This is a genomic window from Methanimicrococcus blatticola, from assembly GCF_004363215.1.
Classification (GTDB): Archaea; Halobacteriota; Methanosarcinia; order Methanosarcinales; family Methanosarcinaceae; genus Methanimicrococcus; species Methanimicrococcus blatticola.
On the sequence record NZ_SNYS01000013.1, the window covers coordinates 1 to 8,208 of the forward strand.

At 42.3% G+C, this 8,208-nt stretch carries 6 protein-coding genes; 1 reads left to right on the forward strand and 5 read right to left on the reverse strand.

Annotation, left to right across the window (positions count from 1 at the left end):
* Positions 1 to 2,204 (reverse strand): InlB B-repeat-containing protein (locus C7391_RS08140; protein ID WP_208107089.1); only part of this gene is annotated, 2,204 nt, incomplete at its 3' end.
* 16 nt (positions 2,205 to 2,220) lie between these two features.
* Between C7391_RS08140 and C7391_RS08145 the strand changes: the two genes are divergently transcribed.
* Positions 2,221 to 2,433 carry a hypothetical protein gene (locus C7391_RS08145; protein ID WP_133518063.1) on the forward strand — a complete coding sequence of 71 codons (213 nt, stop codon included), beginning with the start codon at positions 2,221 to 2,223 and terminating at the stop codon, positions 2,431 to 2,433.
* Here the strand turns inward: C7391_RS08145 and C7391_RS08150 are convergent.
* The 4 genes from C7391_RS08150 to C7391_RS08165 all read right to left on the reverse strand — a co-directional run.
* Positions 2,430 to 3,092, reverse strand: coding sequence for a hypothetical protein (locus C7391_RS08150; protein WP_133518064.1), 663 nt, complete (start codon positions 3,090 to 3,092; stop codon positions 2,430 to 2,432). The two genes, C7391_RS08145 and C7391_RS08150, sit on opposite strands and share 4 nt — an antisense overlap.
* Positions 3,093 to 3,745: 653 nt before the next feature.
* Entirely contained in the window at positions 3,746 to 3,880 is a 135-nt protein-coding gene (locus C7391_RS08155) for a rubredoxin (RefSeq protein ID WP_133518065.1), read from the reverse strand.
* A 108-nt stretch (positions 3,881 to 3,988) separates the two neighbouring features.
* Positions 3,989 to 4,801, reverse strand: a complete 813-nt coding sequence (locus C7391_RS08160) for a RecB family exonuclease (RefSeq protein ID WP_133518066.1) — start codon at positions 4,799 to 4,801, stop codon at positions 3,989 to 3,991.
* Positions 4,802 to 5,013: 212 nt separating this feature from the next.
* Positions 5,014 to 8,208 (reverse strand): InlB B-repeat-containing protein (locus C7391_RS08165; RefSeq protein WP_166627468.1); only part of this gene is annotated, 3,195 nt, incomplete at its 5' end.

Below are 8,208 nucleotides of genomic sequence, written 5' to 3' on the forward strand. Positions count from 1 at the left end.
TCGTCAGCGCGGACAGGGTCGGCGAGCTTGTAGGAAGGCATGTCGTTGAAGTTGTAGATTTCAACATCAAGTTCGGTGCCGTCATAGTCTTTCCAAGTGACAGTATATTCCTTAGCTTCCCAAACAGCTGACAAATTCTTATTGCCGCTGATTGTGAAAACATCACCTGCACTCCAAATCGTACCGGGTTCATCTAAATCTGCCCAGTGCGAGAAGGTGTGGTGTTCACTGCTATTTGTCAACGTTGTATCTCCAAAGTCCAAAACAGTGTAATCACTGCCGAAAGTCAAACCTTGGACCTTATACGGCGGAAGTGCCGGAACACCGTATTCACCACCGTAATAGTTGACATAGTAACAGTCAGATGCTTCCCAGACAGCAATCAAAGTCAAATCATCTGAGAGAGCGACAAGATCATTGAAATCGTAGACCTGACCTGAGCCTTCGACAATCCAGTGCGTCAAATTGTATCCCGTTTTGGTGAAAGGAACACCGTCCGGGTTTTCGTTCTCGTTTCCGATCCATCCTCTGACAGTGTAGTCATAAGAATCTGCGTTAACGAGGTCAATCAAATCTTCGAATGTGGCCGCATTATTACTGTTACTGTCTTTGTAAGTAACTTTAAAACTGGTCGTCCACATGGCCGTTAAAGTTGTGTCTTTATCGATCGGAATTTTATCAGGAGGTCTGCACACGATTTGTCCGTCGTCCAGCATCCAGCAATGAAGCGTGAAACCGGTCTTGGAAATACCGACATTTTCAGCGGTCTGAACTGTGTGAGTGGCACCTGAAGCAACCTTATAGACTGTCGGGCCGCCGCTACCGCCGTTACCCGGCAAATAGGTGACACTGTATCCGATGTCGACACCGCCGTCATAGACAGCATTGTAGACCGCGTCAGCCGTAACAGGACTTACAAGCTCCTTGTCCCAGCCGGTAAACGTATACACTTTGTTTTCAGCATCAACGGTATAGGTTTTAGGGAAACCTTCAAACTCAACAAGAGATGCACCGTAGGCATACTGTTCTTCAAAGAAAGCGTCAACGCCGTCATCAACCTTATAATTCCAGGTGACAGTGGGCTTTACGCCTTTGAAATACAATTTCAATTCAAGTGTATCCGTTTCCGGAATTGTGCCTGAGACCACGTTTCTTGCGTCATCCGCGTCAAAAGTCCATCCTTCAAGAACTTTATCGGCATTTTCTACCGCAACGACGGTATTGATCAAACCGGCACGCGTGTCAGTCTTTAAAACATCCTCTGTGACTGAATCATACCAAGTTACTGTATAATCAGCACTCGAAGATTCGTAAACGGCATACAATTCCAAATTGCCGTGTGGGAGCGCATCATTTTCAAAGTCCCAAGCGGTTTTTGAAAGCTCGCCGTTGATTTTTTCAAACCAGCCGACAAAATTCGTACCGAGCGGAGCGTTTAAAATGAGGTTGACACCGTCAAACGGATCGGCAAAGGCTTTGGCGTGTGAAGCATTCATAACATATGTCGTGACTTCAGCACTGGGAGTTGTGATCGCCCCGGGTTCGGCGTAGAATGTAACTGTTCCGAGCGGGCAAAGCATAACGGTTTGCTCGCTGTTGATCAAAACACCTTTTTCTTCTGCGGATTCATAATTTTCCAAGGAGAATATGAAATCGCTTGTGCTCGGCAGCCAAACAGTTGCCCAGCCGAAAGTTGCTTGATCGGGGGAAGAAAGTCTTTCACTCACTCTTGAGTAAGCAGCGTATGAACCGGACTCAATTCTGACACCTTTGAGTTTTGTTACAGGGTCAAGACCCGGACATTCGATCACTTTGAAAGTCATCGGATAAACTTGTGCGTTCAAACTGTTCTTGAAAGAAGCTGTTCCCTGATTCAAAGTGAACAAGCTGCCGTCATCAATAACGACATTGCCTCTGAAACCGCCGCCCAATGTGACAACATCGTTCAGTTCCCCGACGAATGTTGAAACAGAAGTACCATCAGTTCCTGCTTTGCCGGCTTTTTTGCCTGTGCCGGCATCGCCGCCGAAGCCGTAAGTCACGTCGCTGTCAGCGCCGTTGATTGTCACAATACTGTCGGTAATCTTAAGAATAAGGCTTCCGCCGTTACCGCCGTTACCGCCATTCTTTTTGGTATTGTAAGAGATACCGCCATCGCCAGCTTCACCGCCTGCAATGCCGCGCCAAATGTCTTTGATTGTCACAGAATCAGAGTTAATAATGACATTGGCGTCACCGCCGTTGCCGCCGTTGCCGGCGATATCATTCTATGAACTGCACACCGGAACAGATGCTCCGTCTCCGCCGGCACCACCGCCGATACCAACCGTATTCTCGGCATTAGCACCTGTGATTAAAACAGTACCGCCATTGATAATGACGTTAACAGACCCGCCGTTTGCGCCATTGGAAGCATCTGTTTCACAATACTAATTATTGGAGAAACTGCCGAGAGAGCCGGCACCGCCGCCGATACCCACACCGGCGTTGGCTGCAATAACATTGAAGGTACCATCATCAATGACAATCGCACCGGTACTTTCACCGCTTTTACCGTCCAGACCTGCATTGCCGCCGATACCGGCTGCCAAAGCACCGCCTTTCACGTTAAGTGTGCCTGTACCGTTAATTGTCAATTTCGTTCCACTGACAACTCTGAGAGCCGCATAATAATCAGTTGCTTCAAGAGAGTTGATTGTGTTTTCTTTAATTTCCAAGTTCACTTGAGCTTTGTTGACAATTGAAATCGGATTATATTTGTAGGCTTTTTTGCTTGAGTAATAATCACCCGATTTAATATCAACGCCGCTTAAAGCGAGATTGATTGTATTTACATTAGTCCGGTTGTTGCCGTTTATGTAAATAACGTTCTTTGTTTGCCCCGAACTATAAACAATAATAGATGTATCAGAAATTGAATAAGATTTCTTGTTATTGTTTATAGTCATCGTATCTTGACCGGTGACATTAATGAGTAAATCACCGTCACTTAGATCGTATGTAAAATCGGTTGCTGCCGCAGCCACACCGCAACTGAGCAAACCAAGCAAACATACGATTGTTAGTATTATTAGCGTATGATTTTTATTCATAATACGTTCCCCATCCGTGGTAATTTTAACATAAACCAAAGGATTTTGAATATCAAATCAAACGTGATTGCAACCAACCGTTTTTTCAAAACTGATTTGAAATCGGAATCAGTAATGTCGTTATTAATCAGAACCAACAATTGATTAACAAATAAACTAACGTTTTTCTAACAGACTAAAATTTGTGAGACAGATTATAAAGGTTTCTACAAAAAGTGCCGCCCGATAATCTTTTGTGTAGAATTCCGCGGATTAATGTTTTTGAGAAAAATAATTATATATATAATAATAACAATTATATACAATTCTGCCGCCCTTGTTTGTCATTAAAATAATAATTTTTTTATAATGTTCGAATCTGTTTCAAAGAATTTATACAGAGAGAAAATAAATAGAGAGAAAATTCGAACAATATTAAAAGAAACAATATATATTTTTGAGGAATAAATCTTATAATTCGATGATAAAATGTATTATAAAACAATATATTTAATCAAGAACAATTATTAGAAAAAGTAAGAATAATAAAATATGGCGAATAACGTGCAAGAAATAAAATATAGAAAACAAACTACAATAAATAAAGTGTAGAAAATAAAATGCGATGAATGAAATTGAATGAAAAAAGTAAAAAAAGAAAAGAGAATAAAAAATTATTCTAATTCAAAAGCGTCTTTGCCTTCGCCGCAAACCGGGCATTCCCAAGTGTCAGGCAAATCTGCAAAAGGTGTTCCTTCTTCATCTTCGTCGTAAACATAACCGCAAACGGTACAAATGTATCTTGCCATTTTAATCGACCTCTTTCTTGAAAAAACATTTTTTGAAAATAACAGATAATTAAATAAGAGAATGTCAGCCGACATTCATATAAAGCAAAAAGTACCGATTTTATATAATCATATGGATAGGTGGTCGGATAGGCGGCCGGATTGGCTGAACGCCGGGCAAAGGGATGAAAACTCACACCACCGGCAAAGATTACTGACACATGGCTTGAAATTATTTTCCCAAGACGACAATTCAATCGTTTGAATCAGGTCAACAATATCCTTTTTGACGGCATTAAGCTCTTCATCTGTTTTTCGGAACCGGAATTCTTCATTAAATCGAAGATAATGATAAATGACATCGGCATCGTTTTCATTGTATTCCGGATGTTTTTTTCGCGCTCCGATTTGATAAAGCGCCAACTGCCGATCATTTTGAAGATCAGCGATTTGGGGCAGCCTGCCGGAAGTTTTGTAGTCATGAATTTCCAAATTCCCGGTTTCATTATTCACGGCAACACGATCGATAAATCCCATCACTTTAAACCCTTCAATGTTGACATCAATCCGCTCTTCCACCGAAAGCGTTGTTTCTGCATTAAACGGCTGATGATTTGTGTAATAATCCGCCAGAATTTTTTTACCTTGCAGGAAATAATCTTCTTTTTTCATTCCCTCTTTGACGACTTTGACGTCTTCTGACCAGTTTTCATTCCAAATGGTTTCGTATTTATCTAAAATCAAGATGAGAGAAATATCATCATTCGGCATTTTCTTTTGACGGCGATATAAATATTCAAGCGCTTCGTGAACGGTTGAGCCCATAAAAGCTTCAATCCCCGTGAAAGGGATTTCCGGCTTGATTTTGTCAAGATATTTGTATTTGTAAGAAAGAGGACACTTCTCAAAAGTTGAGAGGCGTGAGTAGGAGTACGTTGTCATTGATTATTTAATGAGCGTTTTAGGATTATAAAAGTTGGTTTGCGGGGTGAAAGTTTTAAAAAACAAAATATTCCGAAAACTGAAAATACAAAATATTTGATTGGAAATAAAAAAGATTGAAAAGTTCAAACACAAAAAAAGAAAATACAAAAAGAAAAACGCAATTAAAAAATAAAAAAAGAAAAGAAAATGAATCAAAGTTGATTCATCTCTTATACTTTATTCTTTCCAAACCTGTAGACAACAAAGCCAAACATGAGGAAACAGATCAAGGCGATCAAAAGCCACATGACATGACTGAATTTCAATGCAGGTTCTTTGATTTCATTGCCGGGGCCAACAGATCCGCCTTCGAATCCTGTCAAATCTTTTTCAGGCTCGGGCTCAGGTTCGGGCTTCGGCTCTTCTGACGGAAGAGACATAGTAACAATTGCTTCACCTGTACCGCCGCCGGAACCTTTTAACTTCCAGATGGCAGAAAGTTCCAAGGTTGCTTCTTCGACAAGATCTGTGTTAAAGTTCCACTGTGTAGTGCCGTTATACCATCCTGCGATGACATATCTTGCAGGTGAAACCACAGTAATATTGTCGACGGTACTCGGGTCAGAAATTTTTGAGCCGAGGGTCGTTATGACAGTGTACTTCTTCTGCGGTTCAGCAACACCGAAGACATGGAACTCTCCTTCTTTTGCGTTGTAAGTTACAGTTGCAAGATCAGCACTGTTCCAAACAGCATACAGATCCATGTCATAATCCAAGGAAAACTCATCAAAGATCCATTGAACACCGTCTGATGTCACCCAGTAAACCGGAGTTTCGCCAAGGTTTGTTGCCGGCGGATTCAAAGTGACACCTGCTTTTAAGAAGATAGCAGTCGGGTCGGAGATATAGGTTCCATGCAGGATTGAAACTGTATACTTATCACGCGGGCTGGTTAATCCACCACCGGTAAACTCACCGCCATCAGCATGGAATGTGACTTTTAAGACACCATCCCACACTGCATCCAACTCTGTAAAGGTTCCTTCCCCGGACATATCTACAATTTGGCCGGTTGTGTAAGTCTCTGCTGTTAAACTGCCTCTATTAGACCAAATCTCCACAGGTTCGTCTAATTTCGTAAATTTGGTTGCATCTTCAGCTCCGATTGGAACATTGGTTTTGTCTGTATAATAGATTTTAACAGGCACGTCTGCAACATTGTCGGCTCCGTTCGGATAGTACAAGATGTAATATCTGTTTACATCAGTATTCCACTGAGCATACAACTCCAAATTTTCAGGCGGTAAGGTTTCACCGATGTGATATGTATCGCCGAGTCCGTCTGCTTGTGTATTCCACTCAAGCATAATATGATCGGCTTTTGTGAAACCAAGATCAACCGCATCCAATGCTGCAGCAAATCCATCAGAGGACCATTCTTTTACTTCCGGAGTCGGATTACCATCTGCACCGTTGGGGTAATAGGTGACAGTGTAAGTTGCTGCAACATCCCACTTTGCATATAGATCAACATCTGCAGAAACCCAGTCGTTATTAAAGTCCCAGGCTTCAGATTTCAGTTCATCGCCTGTTTTCTCATACCAGCCTACAAATGCATAACCTTTACTGATCGGATTAATCGGCTTAGTAATTAAAGAACCATATGGTTGTTCAAAGCGGGACGGTTCAGGCATTCTGTCAACAACTTGACCGGAAACATTGTTTTCATGGAAAGTAACAATCGGAGAAGAACCTTCATAAGGCTTCCACTGAGCAATCAACTCTGTATTTCCATTAATATAGAATGTTGAGCCGGCAACATATTCGACATCGTCCGAATCCTTCCAATTATTGAACACATGATCAGGTTTGCGAAGTTTGTCCCCGTCAAGAACGGTAACTATAGATCCCGCTCCGTATGAAGTCAGATCTTCAGGAACGGTACCTAAACCGCCTTCGCCTGCCGTATAAGTTACTTTAAAGTTTGTGCATTCGAATTGCCACTGAGCAGTCAAAATCATATCTTTATTGATGTAGATTATGTCGCCTTTTTGGCGTTCATTGCCATCCTGGTCTTTCCAGCCGACGAAGATGTAATTATCCTTATACATAGTCTTACCCTGACCGAGAACAGTGACAGGAGAACCTGCAGTGTAAGGTGAATCAGAGTCAACAGGTGCTACACCAGTGCCATCGCCGACATTGTAAGTCACAGTAAACTCTGCATCAGAAGCTTCCCACTGAGCAATCAAAACTGTGTCTGCAGTGATGATGAATGTCTCGTCGGTTTTATAGATTGTTTCCGGATCTGCTCCATCAACTTTCCAGCCAATGAATATAGAACCGAGTTTATTCAAACCGCCTTGGTCAAGAACTGTTACTTTAGAATTGATCGCATAAGGTGAATTTGCATCTACAGGTGCTTCACCTAACTCAGTGCCGTCACCAACATAAGTGACAGTGAAAGTGTTAGTTGAAATTTCCCACTGAGCAGTCAAAACCATGTTTTCAGTGATGGTAAATGTAGAACCAACATCGTGAAGAACACCGTTTTGGTCTTCCCAGCCGTCGAATGCGAAACCGGGGTTAGACAAATCGCCCAAACCAAGAACGGTCACTTTAGAATTGATCGCATAGGGTGAATTTGCATCAACAGGAGCAGTTCCTTCAGCACCATTGCCGTCATAAGTGACAGTAAACTTGTCGGAGGAAGAAGTCCACTGAGCAGTCAAAACCATGTTTTCAGTGATGGTAAATGTAGAACCAACATCGTGAAGAACACCGTTTTGGTCTTTCCAACCGTCGAATGCGAAACCGGGGTTAGACAAGTCGCCCAAACCAAGAACGGTCACTTTAGAATTAATCGCATAGGGTGAATTTGCATCAACAGGAGCAGTTCCTTCAGCACCATTGCCGTCATAAGTGACAGTAAACTTGTCGGAGGAAGAAGTCCACTGAGCAGTCAAAACCATGTTTTCAGTGATGGTAAATGTAGAACCAACATCGTGAAGAACACCGTTTTGGTCTTTCCAGCCGTCGAATGCGAAACCGGGGTTAGACAAATCGCCCAAACCAAGAACGGTCACTTTAGAATTAATCGCATAGGGTGAATTTGCATCAATAGGAGCAGTTCCTTCAGCACCATTGCCGTCATAAGTGACAGTAAACTTGTCGGAGGAAGAAGTCCACTGAGCAGTCAAAACCATGTTTTCAGTGATGGTAAATGTAGAACCAACATCGTGAAGAACACCGTTTTGGTCTTTCCAGCCGTCGAATGCGAAACCGGGGTTAGACAAATCGCCCAAACCAAGAACGGTCACCTTAGAATTAATCGCATAGGGTGAATTTGCATCAACAGGAGCAGTTCCTTCAGCACCATTGCCGTCATAAGTGACAGTAAACTTGTCGGAGGAAGAAGTCCACTG

Bases quoted from the DNA above. Each gene is read 5' to 3' on its own strand.
- C7391_RS08145 (WP_133518063.1), top strand. From the start codon at position 2,221: ATGACATTGGCGTCACCGCCGTTGCCGCCGTTGCCGGCGATATCATTC.
- C7391_RS08150 (WP_133518064.1), bottom strand. From the start codon at position 3,092: ATGAATAAAAATCATACGCTAATAATACTAACAATCGTATGTTTGCTT.
- C7391_RS08155 (WP_133518065.1), bottom strand. From the start codon at position 3,880: ATGGCAAGATACATTTGTACCGTTTGCGGTTATGTTTACGACGAAGAT.
- C7391_RS08160 (WP_133518066.1), bottom strand. From the start codon at position 4,801: ATGACAACGTACTCCTACTCACGCCTCTCAACTTTTGAGAAGTGTCCT.